This is a genomic window from Pantoea sp. Tr-811 (assembly GCF_011752535.1).
In the GTDB taxonomy this organism is placed as follows: domain Bacteria; phylum Pseudomonadota; class Gammaproteobacteria; order Pseudomonadales; family Pseudomonadaceae; genus Aquipseudomonas.
In genome coordinates this window covers 77,302-98,342 of sequence record NZ_VWXJ01000019.1, presented here as the reverse complement: position 1 = coordinate 98,342, position 21,041 = coordinate 77,302, and the positions used below count along the sequence as shown (strand labels likewise).

The following is a 21,041-nucleotide window of genomic DNA, read 5'->3' as shown; positions in this document are numbered from 1 at the left end:
GCCCAATCATCCGTTTAGTGCTGCCAGGACTCAGGGATGAGACCATCACCCTTCTTATACCAAGAGGCAACTGAATGCGTGTGGTCAACGCTTTTCCAGATCTCCTCGCCGGCATGCTCAAGTACTATGATCTGGACATTGAAGTTTGATCGTTTCAGACCTTCGGAAAGCGTCTGGAAAATTCTCTGGGTTGCGATAACATCGGCCGGCCTCTTTTGATTGATGTCCGCAAAATCCCCATCCAAGTCGTTACTTCCGCTGTGGCTGCTTGGGAAGTAAACTTGGCTTGGTTGGTCGATTACGATGAAGCCGAAAGGCGGCAGATGTTGATTTAGGGGTTGTGCAAGAAATTCGTGAATGGCAAGGAACGCCGCAAGGTGGTACCCCATCCAGTTAGCTCCGCTTCCTACTTCCCATAGATAATCGCGCTCGCCATCTTTGCCATCGAAACGAAGTGTAAGATCCTTTCGATCTAAGAAAATAGTCGAACCTTCTGGGGCTTCGAGGCCTTCGGAGTAGTCGCCGATCAACTCTGAGATAGCGTAGTCCACCTGCTGCTCTCTTGTGGAGCGGTTGGACGCTTTCATGGCTCGCTCATAGTTACGAATTTTTTTCTCTAAATCCTCAGCTTGCAAACTAAGGCTTTCGTCAGCTTCTGTTTTTCCAAGTCTTTTGAGTAAAGAAGCTATTGATCCCGCTAGGAAATATATTTGGTTTATTGAGTTTTTCAGTTTCTGATCTCGATTCAAAATTTCGTTTTTGATTGATCGAAGACGTTGAAGCTCTTTTTGCTGTTTGGCTAAATTACGTTTGAGTGAAGATAGCGTGTTGTCGATAACAGGATTTTCTCTCAGGACATCAGAAATTCGCGTGACTTGATTTACTCTATTTTCCAGGTTTTCAATTACCAACGGGAGCGCTGCCGTGGTTGAGCCGCAAGCGATACACTCATTGTTTTGAGCTACAGTCTTTCTGAGCCAATCTAGGCTAATAGCATGAGATCTTTCCATTTCAATGGCTTGATTAAATTTATGTCCATCTGCCGACAAGTCTTCATATCCAGATACTTCGGAGGCTAGGTGTTCTACAATTTCATTTTGAGCCATTTCTGCAGCCAGGGCTGCTCGATACTCGTTATTTGAATGTAATCGGTTCGGCTCCGTTAGCGTGTCCTCGAGCCTCCTTTCGTTGTAAGCATCAACGACAGATTGGAGCAGTCCCACCCTTATTTCAAAGTCGTCGGAAATCATGGAGGGCAGTAAGCCTGTCTCAATACAGCCACTAATCAACCGATTGACTTCATGTGACCAGGCTTTCTTTGACTTTTCAATAGTTGCGATTTGCTTGTTGATCGAATCTAGTTCTTTTTCTGCTTCATCTTTTCGGCGCTCGTTCATCACATAGTTAGCGTCCACGATGCCTAGGGCGTACGGCATCGCGCGCGTCAATCGCTCTTTGTGCTTGTATGAGTCTGTTTTGAAGAAAAGTGTGTTTGGGTTGGCGACAATATGTTGCGGCAGAAAATTAAATGCTGCCATGTCGCGATATGAACTGCGCCTGTCAAATGGTCGGGGCTTTTCTTCATCGGAGTGCGGGAGGTCGGACATCCTTACTAGAGCGTTAAAGCTGTCTTTGAAATCATCCCTGTTCATGTTTCTAACAATGATGTTCGGTATTGACCCATTGAAGCTAGATAGGTGGAATTCACCAGAGCTTTGCGCTTTTCCTGGCGTTCTCCGGGCCAGAATCCAAGATTCACTTTTGAATGTGATTTTTAGACCAAACCAGTCTACGCTGTCACGAATTATACCGATTGGTATCTGGCATTTAGACGAGCCTAAGGCATAATCGATGATGTGGACTATCGATGACTTTCCTGTGCCGCTAAGGCCGTGGATTATGTTGATTTTATCCTCTTCGAAAGGAATGTATTGAATTTCATTTTTGGCGTCTAGCGGCCACAGTATTACTGCGTTAATTGTAAATTTCATTTTTGCATGCCAAAGAATAGTCTAAAGAGGATTTCGGTTGGTATCTTTGAGAACCAAATTGCGAGCTGGCGAGTAGTTTTCAACATATCATCTGGAAGTCGTGGTTTTGTGCCTTTTGGCCACCTCGTTTCACTTCTCACAAATGATGGCTCACCATTAGTTTGGGCGGTGGACGTTATGAGATTAGCTGACTTTGCCAGGTTTAGGCCCTGAAAAGTCGTCGCGGTATGTGCTTGGACGCGTATGGTGAGATCTACCTTTAGTATCGGGTGCTCGCGAATGATAGATTCCGCATTAGAACGAGTGTTTTTTCTCGCAAGCGCTTTTCTCGCTGCTTCGTTCCAGACTATTGGTAGTACGAGTAGAAGTTTTGGTAGATCGATAGGGTGTGGTGATTTCTCTCCACAATATTCTTCAACGAAGGAAGTTAGGAGAAAGCATGCCATCGAGCTGTTATGGATTAGATGTTTGTCGAGGTGAGGGGTATTCAATTTTTTTCATCCTTCTCCTGGTGCCAGTGAATTGGATGTTTGCTATCTCCCTCATTGGCTTGGTGGTGATATGTTCCCATAAAGAGATAGCGTTGATTGGATTTGATACGCCCTAGCTTCATGGAAAATTGATTGTCGCATGAAGAGGTCTGGACGTAGATTTCTTTAAAATCCTCAGATGTAAATTCAGATGGATCTTTATCTTTAAGTAGTACGCGAGAGTCTGAGATTGATTCCCAGCGCGCAGCGAGAATTGATTCTGCTTCGTCAATGTGTTGTAAAAGGATCTTTCCGCTGGCGAGAAGGCGAGTTCTTTCTGAGTAGGCTGCCCAGAAGTGACCAAGTTCTTTCTTAAGCAAGATCTCTCTAGGAAGGATTTTTTTCAGTTGTGTGAGGAAGGGGAGACTGAGGTCTTTGTACTCTTCAACTAACGTTTTGTAGCCAGTCTCCTCTTGCGGCAGAGGAGCCATGCTTTGATTTATGTAAAGCTCGCAGAGGGTATGTTTTTTGTTGAAGTATGGCTGGACTTCCGCCCAGAAGGCCGCGCCATTATGCCATGAGGCTAAGCAATTGCTGAGCAAATGTCCGATCAGGGCCTCGTAAATGCTCTCTTCATTTCCTTTAATGTCGGACGGTAGCTGTAGGGCAGCATAAGTTTCCTCTTTTAAGGAGTCTCCGTCTTGTCCATCCACCACGGTCATGTTTCTTACTATGTATGCAATGTCTTCATCGTCATAGGAGCATACATTTCTTGCAATTTTTTCTACAGCACCTGTTATCTTCTCAGCTTGCGCCCTAAGCTCATTGATGGCTTGAGCTACATCTTCCTCGCTTTTAGAGCGGGACAAAGTATGAGCCAGGCTGCTTGTTGGGATATGTCTATTGGTGACTAAGAGAAATTCATGTTCTGTAAAGTCGTCCCCTGATGTATAAACTTCCTTAAGCCAAATGCTGAGCGTATTCCATAGGTTGCGACTACTGTCTTTAAGTGGGCTGTCTTTTAGCTTTGAGATTTTATCTTGCTCTAATATTCTTTTTTTTCCATCCTTGATGAAGCTGATTTCTTCGAGATCATCGGCAGTCTCAATGCCGATGCGCGCGAAGCGATGTTTCGCAGTAAATATTCGATAAAGCGCTCGCTCAAACTGGTAGGCGTAGCCCGCAGCGCTGGCGCTTGCGTTTTTCATAGCCATAAATCTTTCTCAAGTGTTTAAATGTTAGGGATGTTTATCTCATTCGGTTTGATCTGGTTCATATACAACGTTGTAGCCAAGGTAGCCATGCGGGGACGACCGCATTTCTCTTTTGGTGTGAGCAGGACGGAGGTACGGTTGGATGCAGGTCGGGCAGCTTCATATCCGCCTCTTTGCGAACTCTGCAATCGGATAAGAAAATCTGCTGCCTCTGAGGGGCTGACTCGAATCTGGTGCTATCAATGCACGCTAGTCCCACTTCAGCTCTCCTTGTTTGCAATCCGGCGCTCGGTCGTGGCCATCCATTGAGTGGTGGCCATATGATACTGCGAACGCAGCAGTGATGTGCAAGTCGGTAGGGCTGTCAGCCACGTGGTAGGCGAGGTACAGATTTGGACGAGGCTTTACTTCTCTGCTCTTGGTTGGCGGTGGCATTAGCACTGTCTACCCATGCGCTCAGTAGCCGGCCGAAATGCGGTCTGCTAACCGCGGACGGACAATGACTCGAAATGCATGATGCTCGCAGAGCACAGTTGCGAGCAGCTAGTAGAGCCTCAAGCGGTGAAGGTGAAGGTGCAGGTGCTTGAAGCTGCAGCTCAGATATTCGTACTGAAGGGGGTTTTCCGATGAGTTCTGGCGGATGCTTGATGTGGGGAAAGCTGGACGCCGGATGGCTTGTCTCATCCAAAATTATCGTGATTAATCCTGTTGGGTTTCTAAATATCTAATGAACCTTCAGCAAACCATGCGGGCAACCCTGGCTCAATCCAGGCGGCATTGCTGGAGGAATCTATCACTAGACCTAGGCCTTTTAGCCGTGCTAGTTCCTTTTCGGACACTCCAATCGGCAGCCCGGTAAAACTTTCAAATTCGCTACTGGGTTGTGAACCCAGTATTAGCAGATTTAGTACCGCTGGCCCCGTTCTGGTGCCAACGCCAGCATCCCTTATGAGCTTGCTGCTACTGAAGGAGTGGAGCACTCGCTGGCGAAGATTTTTGCGGTTGAACACATCAAGGATGTGATCGACCTCTTTGATACAGGTCATGAGCTTGAATTCCATAAGCTCGGTCTCACCTACCTGCAGCTGGTTCCAGCGGCTGATTGCCCTAGGCAGTCGCCACAAACGGGGATGAAGGCCAAGCTGTTCGAAGCTGTGCTTGACGTATACCCATGCAGCGCTGTGCCCCATTGACTCACTGATGAGCAACTGATCGTAATGGCCCAATACCGCAACGATGCGACGGCGAGGATCGATAGCTGGATCAGGACGAAGGTTCTTTTGGTCAGATCCGTGTTCCGTGGCATCCCATACCTGCGTCAGCGGCCCATCTGCAGCCTCAATGAGCTGCGCCAGGTGGGTGGCGGTTTGGGGCGCGATGAGGCCATTCAATTCCGCTGCCTTTCTTGCCAGCTCCTCGGCACTGGCCAAGATGGAAGGCGAGATGAACATAGAAGTCGTTGCTCCACAGTAGATGCCGGTCGTGCTTGGAGATGGGTGCTGCTTCATCAACCCAGCTCCTTGGTGAACTGCTCGACGACCAGCTCTGCGAATTGCACGAGATCTCGTTTAGCTCCGCCACCGGATCGATCCAGATGAAAGCCTTTGATGCCAATAGCACGAGGCCCATCTCGATCACAGCGCGGCGAATCGCCGATCATTGCTACTTGAGCCGCACTGCCGAACAAGTGGCCAGGCACAACTCCAAGATCATGGCACACGGCGCGGTAGATCGCTGGGTCAGGCTTGGTGACGCCGAGCTCGTAGCTGAACGAATAGATGTTGAGATCTGGCAGTAGCGTCTTCACTGCCGGCCCGTAGGGTGCAGCGAGGTTGCTGCAGATGGCGGTAGCTACGCCGTGCTCATGGAGGAGGGCGATCGCATCGCGTGCATCCGGGAACACCTCGATGGATTCGATCTCCCGTTGAAGGTCAGACTCGATCTCAGCCATGCGTGACGGTGTAACCTGGATGCCGAGTATGTCAGCAGCTTCTCGAAGCCCGGCATCAATAGTCATCAGTTTATGGAGGTCGCCTGGGCTAGGGCGCCGGCCATGCTTCACACCTTCTCGCAGCAACTGGCGATACGGATTCGTGGGCGCACTGATCCGCAGGGTTGTGCTGAAGGCGTCAAAGATCACTGCTGTGATTGCCATCCGTATCTCCGTGGTCGACCAGGCGGGAGCGAGAGTACACTAAGACCTCAGATGAAGGATGCCAAATCATTGAGGCCCAAGGAGTGAAGAGAACAGTGTTGGGGGGGCAAGACGGCGAATCACTGCTGCGGCAAGCGCTGGCGGCCATCTGAGCTCATCACGATGCCCAGGCTCAAGCGCTTCTAGCGGAGGAGATTGAATGCCTTCGACTATCAACTGCACAAAGTCGGTGCTCTAGGGGGGTTAATACACTAACGGGGTTGCACAGGTGGGTTCCGCCAATTCGCAATGACGAAGAGTACCGCGCAGCACCCAAAGAAATTTTCCTGGGTGAGCTCAAGCCAGATAACGCAAGGGGGCACTTTTGAAGGTATTGGCACACTGATCGATACATCTTAAGGACGAATCGTTCAGCGGCGGTCAGGAGGTGTCGACTGTGGTGTATGCGATACATGAATGTCATCGCTACGTCCAAACCGAGCGTATTGGATTAGCTTTCTGCGATGAACATCCTCAAGCTGCCTGAGATTTTTTGGGCGCTCAAAAGTGTTATAGGCTGAGGGGAATATGGCTGGATCGTCTGGAATCGCATCAAAGATGTCGATCCCGTACTCCACAAACACTCGCTTGCCGTGATCTGAAAGAGCTAGCTTTCTAACGCGTTTGATAATGCCCGCTGCTGCACGGTAGCCGTCGTATATGAGAATTTCCCGAATGAAGCAGTTCGTTGCTCTAATCGCGATATTCGTTCGAATTGCCTCTCGGTGGCAGTTCGATTGCCACAGCGCAAAAAGGTTGGCAAGCCGGGATTGCATGCATGTGACGGGGTCAATGACTGCAACAGCTACGCCCTCTAAGTCGATGAAGGAGAGGTTCTTTAGCAGCGTTTTCTCGTCGACACCAGCGATCTCACCCATGATGTCCACAACAAGCTTTTTGTCATGCTGCCATTCGTATAGACCGATGGCTATGTTGGGCGTGTTGTCTTCAAGGGTGGCACGGCGAAAGTCGATATTCAGTGCCTGCCGGCAATGCTCAATTGAGGAGGAGCTGCCGATGAAGTCCAAATCATCGCTGGTTACAAAGCCGACTTCTTCACCGGTCAGCTCATCGATCAGATACTGCCTGGCCCAGAGCGTCAGCGCTTGGCCACCCACGATCACTAGGTGGTGCTGCTTCACAACCTCCTCGGCAGAAGGCTGATAGGCGCGCTGAATCAGATCTCGAAGCGTTGCAAAGACTTCTGATCGATCCAGGAGCTGAAAGGGCGATAGCGGGGCGGTCGTAGTGGCACTTGGTGCAGTTTTCGGTAGCTGCTCAGACTGTGACACTCTATCAGGCTACCTATCAGGCTGCAGAAAACCTACGAGGGCGTGCGATTACCGCATTCCCTCTCAGCGCCGACTTGACTAGATGAGCTGCCGCCTCGAGCGCGCTTCGGTCGGCACTATAGACCGCTTGCACCTGCTGCTCACGTGCCATGTCTTTGTAGGCAAGGAGGCTGGAAAAGCTGAGGCTCTGAGCTTGCATATTGGCCAAATTCATCGCAATCGCGCCTGTTTGGACTGAAAAAAGGTACACGTATAAAGGCTAACACACACACTTTGCTATCGCACCCTAGGATGTATAGACACCGACGAGGTGTGTGCGTATGTCGAAAGCATAAGTGCTAAAAGCGATCGTCGCAAGGTGGGCCGCAAGCGAGTGCGAGAGTCCTACGCGTCTGCTCTATAGGAGGCGGCGGGGCTACGCCCCGCCGCCTCCTATAGAGCATGTCGCATGGAAAAGGGCACTCTTATGAGGATTTAGCCACCTGTCAAGAGAAAAGTCAATGGCTACGAGGGGTTAAGCCTATAGCGAAGCAGTTGGAGCCACTGCAGAGGTTTTTGTATGAGATCCATCGCTGCGGTTGGCCGTCGAAGCTGATGCGTGCCCCCCTTCCTGTTTCTGCTCGTAGACCTGCACATTTTCCCCAAGCTTGAGGCTGGAAATGACTTTCCCTCCTGGTTGCGCGCGCAGGTTCAGCTTGTCCGCGTTGACCAAGTGCTCAGGTGCCGAAGCTTGTGTCGGTGTGGTGCCGGTGATCAGGTTGTAGCCAAAGCGCTCACAGGCGCCTGGCTGAGTGACGGCTCAGTTTTGGGCGTGTCCTTCTTGCCGACAGCCCAGCTCACCACGAAGAGAGCCAACAGCATCAGATACCAGGGCTGGCCATTCTTGCGCATATCCATTGCACCCTTGATGAGAGAGCTGTCCTTTTCGAGCAGTAGCTGGTTGGGTCGCCGCAGCGGCGAATAGCTCGGTTCGGTAACTTAGGCCTAGCGAGCAATCCTGCATCCGCCATCGCTGAAGATAATCAGCTTAGACGAGTGGCATAGATGGGGAGGAAAGCAGCCTTAGTGGTCTCAGGACATCTTCGAGAGGTCGCTGAATGAGAGGCAGCAAGCGGAGCGCGCCGGCGTGACGGATGGACGCCCGAAGGGGCGAGTCGTCGTCGTTCGACGATGGCTCGATTCACGACAGCCGGGCCCGGTAGGGTACGCCCACCGTAAAGCTAAATCGAGCTCGTCCTGCTCCGCAGGGGCTACGTGTCGTTGTAAAATCCTGGGAACCGAGGTTCTGGTCGTATTTATCGCCGGCACATGAAGCATTTCAAGGAGCAACATCTGTGTTCAGGACGTTCGTGGATTTGATCTTTGTGGTGAGCGTGGCTTTCACTGTGCTCGCGTTCGTTTCTATACCGTGCATGATACTGAGCCTCGGAGTGCTGTTCGTGCTCGGCATCGATGACAGGTTTGTGAGCCCCGTTGTGGCTTACATTGCATTTCCAGAAGCCGTCATCATCAGTGGGTATTTGCTGCTCCACTACTGGAGGCAAATCACCGAAATCATCAAGTCGATTACACCGTGGTGATAAAGGAATGTGTGGAGTAAGCGAGTGATTTGGTTTCTGGGTGACGTACATGGTCGCTTTGATCATGTCATCAGGTTGGTGAAGCGTGATCGCCCCGAGGCAGTGGTATTCCTGGGTGACCTCGAATGCAGTTTGCCCTTGGACATGATCCTGCGCCCGATCTTAGAGCTGACAGAGATCTGGTTCATTCACGGCAACCATGACACGGATCGCCCAGCCTATTGGCATAACCTCCATGGCTACGGCCTCTCTGAGCGCAGTCTGCATGGCCGTGTAGTGGAGATTGCTGGCAATCGTATAGCAGGGCTGGGGGGCACCTTCGAGTCGCAAGTCTGGTTACCAGGTAGCCCTAATACCGGCATCCAGAACTACGAAGGCTTCCTTGAGCACCTAGCGCTCAGGCCACAGCCGGCAGACATACTCGCGACGAAGAGGCAGCACGCGCTGTCAGCAATTTACCCAGATGATTACTTCTCGCTCGCAATGGAAAAGGCGGATATTTTGGTCTGTCATGAGGCTCCGAGTTGCCATCCCTACGGCTACTCAGAGATCGATGAGCTCGCCCAGGCAATGGGGGCAAAAATGGTTGTGCATGGGCATCACCATGACTCTCTCGACTATAGGTCTGAATGGTCAAAGCTGGAATTCGAGGCTCATGGCGTAGCGTTCCGATCCATCATGGCCATTGATGGCTCGGTCATCAGCTGAGGTTTGGTGTTGCGCACATACCAAGATGTGCTCGATCATTTCTGTCGAAACTTTGGGCAGAGGCCGGCTGCACCGTCGTGAGGCCTGCAATCCTGAGCTGGTAGAGGAGGGCGTGAACAGTTGCATTTAGTGATCGTCGAGGATTGGGGGGAGAGCATGAAGGTCGGTGAGTTGATTCAGTTGCTGCAAGCCTTCGATCCTGAAATGAAAGTCGTGATGTCTCGCAGCGACTCAGGCCTTGAGGACGTTATGGCGTGCTATGAGGATTTGATTTGCGAAGGGCTAGTGTTTGGGTATGACCAGTTGGACGACTTTGTGCTGTCAAAGGGTGCTGACGCCAGCACTGCTGAGAAAGTGGTAGTCATCGACATGTGCGAGCGCTTGGAGGATTGGCAGATCCAGCAGTGAGCGTCGGCAGTCCGACCGATGTGGCGAATGGTCGGCCAGCCGTGAGGCTATCTCTCAATCGGGGATACTCCAACGAGCGCCGGGGTAATTCCTGGGTGACCTCTAGTTCAGGTCGGTCATGGCTATCGGCCAGGTCATCATCTAATCGCTAAAACGTAGCCGTTTTCGCAAGCGGAGCGCGTCGGCGTGACGGATGGAGACCTGAAGGGTCGAGACGTCGGCGTGCGGAGAGAGCTCGATTCACGACATCGGGTCTGGAAAGGCACGCCCGCATCGCTCTACAGAGCTTTCAACATCCGCTCCAGGGTCTGATGCTCCCACATTGGTAGCAGAGCAACGCGATGTACGACCGCCTGAATCGCATCCCCCAGCGCTTACCCATCGGACTCACACGCCGTTGTTCCAATATGGTCGTCCGGCTTTGATATTGGAGATGGTGGAATCAATTAGCTGCCAGATGTACCCTACTGGCGTTGCGACTAGTACTCCAGACTTAGATGAGCCTCCCCAGATGATACCGGTAATGCGGGCGTCTTCTGGTTCCCACGCTCGACCTGATGAGGTGACTTCAACATATCGCGTATTCCAAACAAGTGAGCCGCTAAGCCCGGGTGGAAGTGGTAACACTTTATCAGGCCCCTCACTCATGTATTCTACTATTTCTGGGGAGTAGGGAAGCAAAAAGTGCATATCTTCCAAAGGCCTTGGATGCTCATTGGATAATTCATCGTCAAACTCTTCTCGAATCTGGCACATGAATGAGATAGCTGTGAAGTGTTGTTGGCCAGATTCCTGTGTGCGTCCTATTTCATCTGGCATAGGCGGCCAAGCATGAGCCAGTTCTCCTGGGTATCCTGAGATATACATCCACTCGCCCTCCATCGGAGAGTGGCGATCTGCTAGCTGAGCGAGTTGGATGCACTTTTTCTCATGGGGTTCGCACTCCCAGTCGTTGTCACTAATTCCGACAATTGCGATGTCTGCAGGATCTAAAAGAGCAGATGCAGGATTGGCCAATCCGAAAACTATTCCCTCATTTCGGAAAGCAATGCAAAGTTCGTCGCGTTTAATAAATTTGGCCACGTGTTCGCATGTCAATAGATATTTTAATTCTTCAATTTGTATAAGGTTCCCGGTTCCATGAAGGTCTCCCGGAGGTTCTCGATCGTCGTTGGGTGAAATTCTATGAATGGCAGTCGTGTATTGGGCAACCATGTCGCCTAACTTTCGTTCAATTTCAAGAAATTCATTATTTGTTAATTCCATTATGTGCCTCGTCGCTACACGTCTTTGTTCATGTTTTTGATTAAGTTAAAAGCACTAGGGGTGCAGGCATGATAGCTGGGCGTCCAGAGGGTCGAAACGTTGGATCATACTGGTGCCCCAGTTTATGGCAACCAGCCACGACCGGGCACGCACACAACCCTCCTTACTAAGTTTACAGGATCTGCATCTAAGGTCTAATGCTCTCATTTTTGATTGCGAGCAATCGGATCTGTGCGATAACCTGGATCAAACTCCCAGCGCCTTACCTCTGGGCTCAAGCATCGCTCGCATCAGTCCAGTTCATAGCAGTCGTTGTTGATCGTGATCCGCCGTCCCTCTACGTCGACTGCGAAATGGCAGCCGATAGCTCCACTCGGCTCGTGCTGTCTATCAGCATCGGGCCAATCTCGTGTCTGCTACAGATCGTGCAAGGCGTGATCATTTGACCGCTGACGTGTTTCCATTTCGACCGGGGCAGAGTGGACATTTCTGAGGCTCGGCTCGACATTTTAGTGAGCCGCTTTTGCTATGCGTTTCTGGTATCATCAAAATTTTTCGGAAGCGGTAACGATGTCATCTCAAGTATTCAGCGATGGTTTCAGAGAGGCCATTTGGCTCGCATTCGATAAGGCATGCTTTTATGACGGCAGGCCGTTATCGTATAGCTCAATGCATATTGATCACCTCATACCCGAGTATTTACTAAGCAATCATTCTGAGCGTGCGGAGGTTTTTGCCAGTCTTGGGATGAAAGACTTTGATATCCGAAGCTCTCTTAATCTCGTTCCATCTTGTCAGGAATGCAATTCTAGCAAAGGCGGGATGCATATAGCGCCTAATCAGATGATCTTGTATCTCAATCAAGTCAGCCGAAAGCAAAAGAAACTAAACGAAATTCTTGGTAAGGCTAAAACTGCAAAGTCGGTTGATAAAATAATCAGGGATATAGAACGAGCTGTTAGCTCGGGTGCGTTTGGCATGGATCAGCTTGTTGGTGGTTTGGCGGTTAGGTTGAATGATTGTGGATACGTGATTGAAAAGGTCGAAATGCCGCGGCTAGCAGCAGCTAATGTGATCGAAACTGTAAAACCTATTTTCTTTGTGGGTCATGCAGAGAGTGATTTAATGGCTCTTGGTGTTAATGCTCATAAAGTCTGTTTTCGTCTGGATTCTCTTCGGTATGGAAACATGGAGGGGGTTAGGAATGTATCTCAGTTGGATGCTTCGGAGGTGCGGGTTGGCGAGGTAAACGTCATATTTAAGGTGTGTTCTGAAAAAATTTACGTGCTTTCGATTAAGCGCAAATCTCTCGTTGGAAAGGTTGATGGCCGCAGGCTTTGAATTAGCGGGTATATGTTGTTTTACTACTGGAGGCAAATCACCGAAATCATCAAGTCGGTTACACCTTGGTGATACAGGAATGTGTAGGGGAAGTGAGTGATTTGGTTTCTGGGTGACGTACATGGTCGCTTTGATCATGTCATCAGGTTGGTGAAGCTTCACCGTCCCGAGGCAGTGGTATTCCTGGGCGACCTTGAATGCGGTTTGCCCTTGGACATGATCCTTCGCCCGATCTTAGGGCAGACAGAGGTCTGGTTCATTCACGGCAACCATGACACGGATCGTCCAGCCTATTGGCATAACCTCCATGGCTGCAGCCTCTCTGAGCGCAGCCTGCATGGCCGTGTAATCCCATCACGCAAGGTGACTTGGGCGTACCCCTACGATAACCCATCACGGCTCGACATTTCTCTGCCGTGATCGACGACGGCCCCGTACAGGGAACGCACCGCTCCTCGTTAATCTGTAACCTGCGGGCAAGGGTTATAAACCTCGGTGACGTCGAGTGTTGTACTCCACGGGATGGCAGTGCCTGACACCATTCCGCCTACGGTTTGATGTCGACCCGTCTTGCGCACATATCTGCCATCTGCTCCAGTGAAGACGTGCTGCCCTGGCTTCGTCAGATAGTCAAAGAAACTGACTTTCACAGGCCCATTCAATCTTCCACCAGGCGTAATGACGGCGAGCATGATCGCTTGGTCTTTGGTGAGTACAGAGAACGGTTCGAGTGCAGTGCGACCACCATCTGTCTTCACGCATTGCACTTGTTCTGGAAGGATGCGCGCGGTTTCAACGTAGGTGTGGTTCTTGTAGAGGCTGAGGATCAGGCCTTTGCTGGTCAACACGCCCAGGCCTTGAGTGACTCTGCAGCTGCCATCGCTCCCATATGGGAACAAGCACCAGTTCGTTTCCGACACGGCTTGAATATCCGATGGTGCAATTTTTAGATCATGCTGGATTTGGGCTTTTGATTCCGGCGTGTCGTAAGGGATCATCACGCATCCCCCGACTGTCACTGCTGCGATGAGGCCTATGGCAGCAGCTACGTTTTGGATTGATGATTTGAAGGTGTTCATTGTTCGCTCTACTTGCTGTATTGCCACCACTGGAAGGCTGTGGTGATTTTGGTAGCGAACCTTACTGCACGGGCCGCAAACAGTCACCCCCGTGCTGAAAGCTGGATAGGTAGATGACTTGACTGGACGTTTACCATTGAGCCGCTGACATCCCGGTAGAGCATTAATGCGATAGATGCGACAAGGCGTGGGTGATTTCCGACGTCATTTTTTCAGCACTGATCGTCCCGTCAATTTGCAGGACTGGAGACGGCTGCCCTGATAACCACCGTTCGTGCCACGCCCGGTTGCGTCCAGAGAAGTCTGGGTTGTCATACTGCGAAGCCCACTCCCTGAACCCCACATGTATTTCATGCATGTCTCCACCGGGGGAGATGCGATCCCCAAAACGAGCTTTTTCACGAGCCGCCAGACGTTCAAGGCGGACAGGTGTTGGCGTCACGACGAACACGATCAGGTCGACGTGTGCCAGTAGCGCATCACCCCAGACCATACAAGATCCGGTTAGTATCCAATCATCTTGGCCGAGTGCTTGCTGTAGTAACGGAACACGCTCGCTGACCGGCCGTTTGGTTGTGAACTGAGGATCTGTGGGCATCCAGAAATAATCATCTACATCCGCATGACGCAGCCCCAGCTGCACGGCAAGATGTTGCCCCAAAGTGGTCACACCCGCACAGGATGCACCTGTAATGTAGATTCGCATTTGCTCCTCCATGAATGCCAGCCGGCTTTGCGGCGGGCGGGGACATACCTCACTTCTGCGTTTCATGAGTGCTTCTCAAGGCAATCTCCGAAGCTTGTCCCTGTAGCTTTCGGCAATTCGCTCCAGCTCGGTAGCCTGTTCTGCCGCTGAAGCAGCAGGTGCTATAGCCTCGATGGGGGGCCATCGGAGATTCACCTCTATTCGATCATTAGCCACCCGCGATTGGCGCGGTATGGTTTCCCGATCAAGACATCCTTCACGATCAGATGCTGATGACAGAGATCTGCACCCGGATCCGCTTGAAACCGATCGAGCTTCACAGAGCCGGCGCTGCTGCAAATCACTGACGGACACGCAGTCCAAAGACCCGAACGCGCCGCCGATGACCTCTGCAGGAGTATCCGCGTACGAAAAGTTCGCAACGCTGAATGTGAGCAGAATGAGAGAAGTTTTCCAGTCCATGAGCTTCGTTCTCCAAATGTTACAAACTCGTGCAGACATCCTTATAGTCATTCCACTAGCGATCAATGATCCCTGACTGAGCTTTTGATTCGCTCACCGTTGGCAGCCATTCGAAATGCGTGGGTGTTCGTGTGAAGCTTGAGAGGTTCTGCCGCTGATCTGGATCGCACGCCAACCACAAGGCGGGCGCCTGGCGCAACGCAGCCCAACGGGCCGCGAGTTGCGCCTTGCTGCGCTCACCAACCAGCGTGCTCAGGCGCTCACTGCCGCCAAAGTCGTATTCCCCCATGACCATCTCCATCCAGTATCGATCGGCCATTGCACTGGCACTCTGGATGCGTGGATTGAGGTTGGTCACTACAGCGTTGCGCAATTTGCCCAGGGCGTTGTCGTCAAGTTGGGCGATGCGTTGTTCGACTGCGTCGAGGAAGGCTTCCATGCGCTTGCGAATTTCGTCGCTGCGGTAGGCGCTCGATTGCAAGGTCAGTCGTAGTGCTGGACGTCGCCAATCTGGGAGAGCCTGGGCGAAGATCAGATAGCCCGTTTGCTGCTCCGTGCGCAACGTTTGATAAAACGGGGCACGAATCAGTTGCGCCAGCAGCAAAGCATCCGCTTGTGAGGCCAGGCCTTCTTCAGGCAGGGGCCAAAGCAACGTCAACCCGCTATCGCGACTGGTACTCTCGGTGCGCGCCAGCGGTAGATCCGCGCCGATACGGCGGTTCTTGGTGAAAGGAACTTGCTCGGCGGTAATGCTCGGGTGCAGCCCGTTTTCGAGCATCTGGCCGATGGCCATAGCGCCGGCGTCCTCAAGATTTCCGGTGGACATGGCGTCGACATGCAACTGGGTCAGCCAGTGGGTACGCCATTGGCGAAAATCGGCAAGGGTGACCTGGCCGAGGGCATCGAGACTTTCAGCAGGTAGCCAGTTACCGGGTGAAAGAATGAGATTCACCGCCCCGTTCATCGCGGCGTCCGGGGTCGCGGGGCTCTGTGGTTGCCAGTACTCGCGGGCTCGGCCAACCACACGGTCGAAGGTCGCCGCATCGACCTCGGTGTCGACCAGGGTCGCGAGCATCGTCTGCAGCAACAATGGTTGGCGTTGGCGCAGACCGTCCAGGCGCAGCATCAATCCTCCGTCATCAATGTCTACGCTCCCCTGCAGGCCCGCCAAATGGGCATCACGCAGGGCATCTTGCAGACGATCCTGAGCCCAAAGCGTGAACAGGCTGAGGCGCACGTGTTCAGCGGCCGAGCCTGCCGCCGGGGTGCGCAGGGATAGGCGCCACGAGGCACGGGGGGCATCGAAGCGCTGCTCAGCTGCGTGCCACACACGTAGGCCTGGGGTTTCGATCACCCGCTGGGGCGCATGCTCAATCACCGGCAGCACTTTGAAGTCGTCGGCGACGTAAGGGTTGCCAGCGGGCAGCGCCAGGCCATCCACCGGCTGGGAAGCAGGCCAGTGGGTCAGCCGCGTCAAGCTGTAGGGCACGTTCATCCAAGGCGTGGTGGTTGAGGTGTCGGCTTCGGGCGATACCCAGACCCGCAGCAGATTACCCGGCGTCAGCGCATCGAGCAGCGTTGTGGCCGGGCGCGGGTCATCGCTATTGCGCCGGTAAGGGCCGTACAGCCAGTCCTGCGGCGGGTATACAATGCTATTCGCGGCAATTTCGCGTACCAGGTCAACTGGGCTGCGCGGCTGGAACTCAGCGAAGCGCTCCGCCGCCAGTTGGGCATCCTGGCGCAAGCGCCAGCTCTCCAGGCCCTGCTTGCGGATGAGTTCGAGATAGGCGAATACGCTGGCCTGCACGCGGTCGAGGTCGGCGCGGGTGTGTAGGCCGAGATCGATTTCGATCCCCAGTAACGCCTGCTGACGCTGGTGCATCATCCAGTGCACGCCGACACTGCGTGCCAGCCCTGCCTTGCGCAATGCATCCTGCAGACTGCCTGGCCCCCTGGCGGTGATCTCGGACAACACCACAGCGGTATCCGAGGGAAGCGGCGCCTGCCGATTGATCGGGAAAATCAGCCACAGGCGCTGGGCCGGTTTGATGGGTTTCATGGTCAGGGCCACAGGCAGCAAGCCAGGTGTTGCCAAGTCCACAAGGGCCGGGGCTGCCTTGATGGGGTGCTTCGCAAGCTGGGCGAAACTCTCGGTGGCCATCGCCTGCAAGGCGTCGAGTGACTGCGGGCCACTGATCACCAGTCGCATGTTCAGGCTGCTGTAGTGATCATGGGTGAAAGCCATCACCCTGTTACGCAGGCGCACCGGATCCTCTCCCAGGGTCTGCAAATTGCCAATGCTGAACTTCGCGAGCGGGTGGGAAGGGTTAAGACCCTGGCGGAGAACCTCCGCCATGCGCCACACCTCCCAGTCGGAGCGCAGGTGGAATTCAGCATCCACCGCATGCCGCTCGCGGTCGACATAGCGCGGATCGAACAGTGGCGTCGACAGGGTGGCACCCAGGCGGTCAAGCGCCTCGGGCAAGGCCCTGGAAGGTACCGAGAAATAGTAATTTGTGGTGTGCGCAGAGGTTGTAGCGTTGTAGAAACCGCCAACCTTGCCCATGAAACCGCTGTAGCCGTTCGGGTCAGGGAACCGTTTGTTGCCGAGGAACACCAGGTGTTCGGTCAGATGAGCCAGGCCAGGTAAGTCGGCCGGGTCGGCGGCGCTTCCCGTCGCCACCGAGACATTCGCGGCCGCATGGGTGGCATGAGGGTCGTGAATCACCAGGACTGGCAACTGGTTTGCCAACTGGAAGCTGCGGTACTGGTGTGGGTCTTTGGGGGAGACGATCAAAGACGCCGCCATCGAGGTACAGGGCAGAAGCGCTGCCAGCAACGCAGCGGGCAGAAGAGAGGGCAGCAGGGGCATTCAACGCATCCATTCGTAGTGAAACAATCACAATCCTGTCAGTTGAGGCAGGTTTATAAATGCGCCATGTTACAAATCAACATGAACCTGATACGGACGTGCGAGTGCCAACGACTCTCGAGCATGTTACGGAGGGGCTTGTCCGATTAAGAGGCCTGTCCAGGAAAATAAGCAATGGCATCCGTACCTGACGAAGGAGCACGACCTAGAGCCACCTACACCACGTTAGAACGACGAGCATTGGTAACAAACCGGTCATTAAACAGCTCTAGCATGCAGATAATGAGGGTCTTCCCACATCAGAATTATGGATTTATCAGAGGCGTTGTCTCAGCAGTTTCTGAGTATCCATCGCCGCAGCAGATTTCACGGCAGAGTTCAAAGCTGGGGTGGTTGGATAACCCCGCTACAGGATGCAAGAGTTCTAAGTCGGCAAGTCGTTAGATTACGGTTAGCTGGGCCAGCCTCAGATGAGTTATCAATGATGAATGATTTTATATCTTTATCTGAAAAAATGCTTTTTTCCGCTCAAGTTTACTCGGCAATCATCAGCTACTTTGCACACTGGGAGGGACTTTGCAGGCAGGACTTCGATCTTCACTTCAAAAAGCACTTGGAAGAATCCCTGTCAACTGCCTCGAGACTCTCTTATGCTCAGTCCCTCATGCGACTAGCAGCCAAATTGAATAACTCACATACCTTTTTTTTTGATCCATGGGTGCAAGAGAATTTTGGCATGAATTTGGGTTTTAGCCTTCAGAAAATCGACGATAAATGGATAGTTGTAGACTCACAACGCCTTGAACTACCTCCTGGAAGCATCGTAAATACAATCGACGAGAAACCTGTTGGTGAATTTTACGGGGATCTGGCCCAATTTATTTCAGCAAGTGATGAAATCAGTCGCGCCACTAGGTTTACTACCCATGCCTATCTTTGGCCTAAAAAATTCTCTCTCACATTCGATGACGATCAAAAAATCATCATAGACAGGTCTCTAGCACCAACAGAGCGGCTATCCCATATGCCGTCCGAACAGGCGAGTCCGTTCTATCACAAAGTTAGCTCTTTTTCGAAGCCTGAACATGAACTGAACGCGATAGACTTTTTCTCAAACAATGCCGGGGTTCCCTCTGTAATTCTTGATCTTCGCGGTAATGGAGGGGGCACCACGCCTGTAAGACTCATTGGCAGCCTAATGGCTGAGTGGTATTGGCCCAAGATTGCCGAACGAGATCACAAGAGTGGGAAAGAGGCAGAGCTTTCTTCTGCTGTAGTCACCAATGACCAAAACCTGTTGCGCTTGTTTGATGCCCAACGAGTTGCCTTGAAATTCAAGAAGTCCATCCAAAAAAAATCGAGGCCAATATTCACCGGAAGGCTGATAGTGCTCATTGATAGAGGGTGCGCTTCTGCTTGTGAAAATTTACTACTCGCTCTTAAGCAAAGGCCCAGCACTCTGTTTGTTGGTGAGCGTACATTTGGCAGCTCCGGTCAACCATACATTGTTTCATCTACCTGTACTATGTATTTCGCTGTTGGTGCTCGAAAAATCTACATGGATGATATCAATTCGCTGGAAGGCCGTGGTATATCCCCAGACTTTAACATACCGCTTACCCCTGAGAGCTTAAGATCCAGACATGACCAGGCTCTCGAATTTGCCTGTCAGTTGTTAAATTTAAATTAATTATATTCCGTTGCTACGATGGAAGTAGTCAGGTTCAAGCATTCCGTCCTTGACGACATCCAGCTACCAACAGAGAACTGCCATCAGCACAATGCGCTCTATCAATCGTGAATATTAGCCATTCGCTCGGGCATGAAAAAAACGGTAAAAGCCGGACAAAAAAATCCGCTCCCAGCCTTCTTGCCTTGGAAAGTGAATCAAGTGAAGGCAAATAACGAGGCAGAGGTCGCCGCGTGATCGTACAGCGCGACTGATACGGCGGTAAGGGGCATAGAAACCAAGCGACGCGTGTGCCCCTACTTGGCTATTGGATTCTCCTTTTGTCTCTAAGGTGAACGGGGAGTGATAGGGGGGGAAGGGCAAGCAGTCTAGGCGGTGTCGTGCCGTCCCCGAGAGATCACAAAATGAGAGACTGCAAGCGGAGCGCGCCGGAGTGACGGATGGACGCCCGAAGGGTCGAGACGTCGGCGTACGACGAGGGCTCGATTCACGACAGCCGGGCCTGGCAGGGCACGCCCTCATCGCTCTATAGGGATTTCAACATCCGTTCCAGGGTCTGATGCTCCCACGTCGATAGCAGAGCAATCGGATCTGTCCGATCACCTAGATCGAACTCCCAGCAGTTCCCCTCCGGACTCACACACCGCTCACAGTAGTCCAGCTCATCACAGTCGTTGTAGATCGTGATCCGCCATCCCTCTACATCGACTTCGAAATGGCAGGCGTACAGCTGCACCCAGGACTGGCTGCCAACCTTGGTCATCGTCCGCCGTCCTAGCACCACCTCTCGCAGCACCTGGCAGACTTCTCGAGCTGTCAGGGTGCTTGGTGGTACGTCGTGATGGTCATGTTGGATCATAAACAGCCCAAGCCTGTCGGTTATCAAGTCGAAGATACTACCCCGTTCAAAAGGTGGTACAGGAATCGCGCCGCTCTGGAGCGAAAATTGGGCATTGCGAAGTCAGCGGAATAGCGATGGAGTACAAATGTGCCCCACTGGTCTGCGAAGACTGAAGCACCAGCCATCCGAATGGCTTACCGCGCGTCTTCAATGACAATTCAAGATATGCCGCTATTCGGCTGAGCATCCGATGCAGCCCTTGAGCCGTCTGTGCTGTCCTTGGTGTAACGACTCACGGAATCTACGCTATGCATCCAACAACGCCAGACGGTCGCTACTTCGTGGTCAAAGGTCAGCTCTGGCGCTGCAGTAATCCCGCGCTGCCTGATCAGGAGCGTCAGCACCTGGTGCACAAGCTGATGGAAGCTCGGCGAGCCGTGAAGGAAGCGAAAACATCGAACGACGAAGAGCAGCTGCGTGAGGCTCGAGCATCGGTGCATACGGCGAAGGTGGCACTAGGGGAGAGGGGCCCGGTGTGGTGGGATGACGATAGTCCGGACTACAACCGCCACAAGGCAATCAACACACCCTACGCTGAGTGGTACCGCTCACTGCCTGAGCCATAGCGATCATATGCGCGGCGCTGGTTTAAGGCGTCATGGCACACAGGCACTAGGGTGGCGCCTGCCAAAGCACCATCTTCCGTTCTGCACCGAGCTCAAGATGCCCGTCAGCGGAGATGATTGTCTTTGCCCTAGCCGTGGCGGCAGTCCTTAGTAACGGTCTCCCCGGCAGCGAACCGGAAACTGCTGCTCTGAAAAATTATCGCTTGGAGATAACAATTGCTGAGCAAAATTTCCCAGCCTCCGAGCCGGCCTTCTGCATTTGGCTGGTGATCCGAAGAGAGACGGCTCGACGTGGTGTCGT

Annotated in this window: 17 protein-coding genes; 6 read left to right on the top strand and 11 right to left on the bottom strand. The window is 52.5% G+C overall.

Annotated features, from left to right (window positions below):
* Window positions 1–14: 14 nt before the first annotated feature.
* The 7 genes from F3J44_RS24010 to F3J44_RS23985 all read right to left on the bottom strand — a co-directional run bounded on the left by F3J44_RS24010 (window position 15) and on the right by F3J44_RS23985 (window position 8,058).
* Complete coding sequence (locus F3J44_RS24010) at window positions 15–1,991, bottom strand: DUF3732 domain-containing protein (protein ID WP_167276682.1); 1,977 nt, start codon at window positions 1,989–1,991, stop codon at window positions 15–17.
* On the bottom strand, window positions 1,988–2,482 hold the full coding sequence (locus F3J44_RS30430; protein ID WP_370526777.1) for a three component ABC system middle component: 495 nt from the start codon (window positions 2,480–2,482) through the stop codon (window positions 1,988–1,990). Before F3J44_RS30430 ends, F3J44_RS24010 begins: the two co-directional genes overlap by 4 nt.
* Window positions 2,479–3,669 carry an ABC-three component system protein gene (locus tag F3J44_RS24005; protein WP_167276679.1) on the bottom strand — a complete coding sequence of 397 codons (1,191 nt, stop codon included), beginning with the start codon at window positions 3,667–3,669 and terminating at the stop codon, window positions 2,479–2,481. The genes F3J44_RS30430 and F3J44_RS24005 overlap by 4 nt, the downstream gene beginning before the upstream one ends.
* Window positions 3,670–4,391: 722 nt before the next feature.
* Entirely contained in the window at window positions 4,392–5,183 is a 792-nt protein-coding gene (locus F3J44_RS24000) for a hypothetical protein (protein ID WP_167276676.1), read from the bottom strand.
* Window positions 5,183–5,830 (bottom strand): HAD family hydrolase, encoded by a 648-nt coding sequence (locus tag F3J44_RS23995; RefSeq protein WP_167276674.1) that lies wholly within the window; start codon window positions 5,828–5,830, stop codon window positions 5,183–5,185. Before F3J44_RS23995 ends, F3J44_RS24000 begins: the two co-directional genes overlap by 1 nt.
* A 410-nt stretch (window positions 5,831–6,240) precedes the next feature.
* The gene (locus tag F3J44_RS23990; RefSeq protein WP_205300136.1) at window positions 6,241–7,161 is read right to left on the bottom strand and encodes a hypothetical protein; all 921 of its coding nucleotides are present in this window, start codon (window positions 7,159–7,161) and stop codon (window positions 6,241–6,243) included.
* Window positions 7,162–7,914: 753 nt separating this feature from the next.
* Window positions 7,915–8,058 (bottom strand): hypothetical protein, encoded by a 144-nt coding sequence (locus F3J44_RS23985; protein WP_167276671.1) that lies wholly within the window; start codon window positions 8,056–8,058, stop codon window positions 7,915–7,917.
* Window positions 8,059–8,495: 437 nt separating this feature from the next.
* On the opposite strand from F3J44_RS23985, the gene F3J44_RS23980 reads away from it, so the two are divergent.
* From F3J44_RS23980 to F3J44_RS23970, 3 genes are all read left to right on the top strand, one after another.
* Window positions 8,496–8,741, top strand: a complete 246-nt coding sequence (locus tag F3J44_RS23980; protein ID WP_167276668.1) for a hypothetical protein — start codon at window positions 8,496–8,498, stop codon at window positions 8,739–8,741.
* 24 nt (window positions 8,742–8,765) lie between these two features.
* The gene (locus F3J44_RS23975; protein ID WP_167276665.1) at window positions 8,766–9,449 is read left to right on the top strand and encodes a metallophosphoesterase; all 684 of its coding nucleotides are present in this window, start codon (window positions 8,766–8,768) and stop codon (window positions 9,447–9,449) included.
* A gap of 156 nt (window positions 9,450–9,605) precedes the next feature.
* The gene (locus F3J44_RS23970; protein ID WP_167276662.1) at window positions 9,606–9,857 is read left to right on the top strand and encodes a hypothetical protein; all 252 of its coding nucleotides are present in this window, start codon (window positions 9,606–9,608) and stop codon (window positions 9,855–9,857) included.
* Window positions 9,858–10,244: 387 nt separating this feature from the next.
* Here F3J44_RS23970 and F3J44_RS23965 read toward each other — a convergent pair whose 3' ends face one another.
* Window positions 10,245–11,123, bottom strand: a complete 879-nt coding sequence (locus F3J44_RS23965) for a hypothetical protein (RefSeq protein WP_167276659.1) — start codon at window positions 11,121–11,123, stop codon at window positions 10,245–10,247.
* 669 nt (window positions 11,124–11,792) lie between these two features.
* Here F3J44_RS23965 and F3J44_RS23960 point away from each other — a divergent pair.
* Together F3J44_RS23960 and F3J44_RS30425 are read left to right on the top strand one after the other, a co-directional pair.
* Window positions 11,793–12,464: an HNH endonuclease gene (locus F3J44_RS23960; RefSeq protein WP_167276657.1), complete on the top strand. Its 672-nt coding sequence runs from the start codon at window positions 11,793–11,795 to the stop codon at window positions 12,462–12,464.
* Window positions 12,465–12,560: 96 nt separating this feature from the next.
* Entirely contained in the window at window positions 12,561–12,884 is a 324-nt protein-coding gene (locus tag F3J44_RS30425) for a metallophosphoesterase (RefSeq protein ID WP_205300134.1), read from the top strand.
* Between the two features lie 38 nt (window positions 12,885–12,922).
* Here F3J44_RS30425 and F3J44_RS23950 read toward each other — a convergent pair whose 3' ends face one another.
* The 3 genes from F3J44_RS23950 to F3J44_RS23940 all read right to left on the bottom strand — a co-directional run bounded on the left by F3J44_RS23950 (window position 12,923) and on the right by F3J44_RS23940 (window position 17,583).
* Complete coding sequence (locus F3J44_RS23950) at window positions 12,923–13,543, bottom strand: hypothetical protein (RefSeq protein ID WP_167276655.1); 621 nt, start codon at window positions 13,541–13,543, stop codon at window positions 12,923–12,925.
* A gap of 163 nt (window positions 13,544–13,706) precedes the next feature.
* Window positions 13,707–14,249, bottom strand: coding sequence for an adenylate kinase (locus F3J44_RS23945; protein WP_167276652.1), 543 nt, complete (start codon window positions 14,247–14,249; stop codon window positions 13,707–13,709).
* A gap of 517 nt (window positions 14,250–14,766) precedes the next feature.
* Entirely contained in the window at window positions 14,767–17,583 is a 2,817-nt protein-coding gene (locus tag F3J44_RS23940) for an insulinase family protein (RefSeq protein ID WP_167276649.1), read from the bottom strand.
* 481 nt (window positions 17,584–18,064) lie between these two features.
* Between F3J44_RS23940 and F3J44_RS23935 the strand changes: the two genes are divergently transcribed.
* Complete coding sequence (locus F3J44_RS23935; RefSeq protein ID WP_167276647.1) at window positions 18,065–19,273, top strand: S41 family peptidase; 1,209 nt, start codon at window positions 18,065–18,067, stop codon at window positions 19,271–19,273.
* Window positions 19,274–21,041: the final 1,768 nt, after the last annotated feature.